Source organism: Dialister sp. UBA1703 (assembly GCA_002320515.1).
GTDB lineage: Bacteria > Bacillota > Negativicutes > Veillonellales > Dialisteraceae > Dialister.
Genome location: DCJJ01000092.1, coordinates 2,391 through 3,494, shown reverse-complemented (window position 1 = coordinate 3,494; position 1,104 = coordinate 2,391). Strand labels below are relative to the sequence as shown.

The window sequence follows — 1,104 nt, the reverse complement described above, 5'->3', positions numbered from 1 at the left end:
ATTTAATCAGCGCTTCCCTAGAAAAAGGTTCTTAAGACCCTCGCCCGCAAAGCGGGCGAGGGTTCTCAGGTTTGACGGACCCGACGGGCCCGAGGGCTGTGGTGGCGGCTGACGCCGCAGATTTTATATGCCGCCTTCGGCGGCTGACCCCTTCCGGCTCGCTGCGCCCTTGCCCACCCCTTAACCAGGGGTGGGCAAGGGCGTTACGGAATTTGCTTTTGTGTCTCAGTGCCACATAACATAGCGGTAAGCGGTAAGCGGACAGCGGATAGCGGATAGCTGTCTCACCAACCCACTAAAGAATTCCATCCCTGCTCATGGTTTAAGAGCGGTAAGCAAAGGCTCCTTTTCTCTCCCGCTTGTGCTACAATATAGGTAAGTTTGAACCACAGTCATTTTTACAGGGAGGTCTTACTTATGGCAAAGATTCTTGTTGTATCCGGTCATCCGCGGCTGGATCAGTCGCTGGCTAACAAAACCATTCTGGAAACTCTGAAGGCTGAGGGGCCGGAGTTTACTCTGCTCCGTCTGGATGAGGAAGGCTGGGAGCCAAAGGTGGAGAAGGATCAGGCTCTTCTGAAGGATGCGGATGTTATTGTGTTCCAGTTCCCTATTTTCTGGTATTCTTATCCTTCTCTTATGAAACACTGGGTGGAGGAGGTCTTTGCCCACGGTTTTGCCTATGGCACGGGCGGCACGGCGCTGAAGGGGAAGAAGTTCCAGATTTCCTTTACCACCGGTTCCCCTGCCAGTGCGTACAAAGTGGGCGGCCCCAACGGCCATCCCATGGAGGATTTCCTCTACAATTTCCAGCAGATTGCAGCTCTCTGCGGTATGGAGTATGAGGAACCTATTTACACCAACGGCTGCGCCTACATCCCCGGCGTGAGCCCGGAATTTGTGAAAGACCGGGTCATCAAGGACTGCCAGGTCCATGGAGCCAAACTGGCTGAAAGGCTGAAAGCTCTGTAACAGACCATGTAAAAAGCGTCTCTTCTCTTTTGAGAACGGACGCTTTTTGATTGCCTTTTATTGATTTTTCTCTCCGGTGTATAGGACCCCGAACTATGTAAGGAGTCCCATGACAAAGCAGTGCATAAAAAT

1 protein-coding gene is annotated in these 1,104 nt (G+C 52.3%); it reads left to right on the top strand.

All coding sequences use genetic code 11. The annotated features are described in order from the left end of the window. The first annotated feature begins 417 nt into the window (after window positions 1–417). Window positions 418–972, top strand: a complete 555-nt coding sequence (locus B2Y11_RS04600) for an NAD(P)H-dependent oxidoreductase (protein ID WP_291056781.1) — start codon at window positions 418–420, stop codon at window positions 970–972. Window positions 973–1,104: the final 132 nt, after the last annotated feature.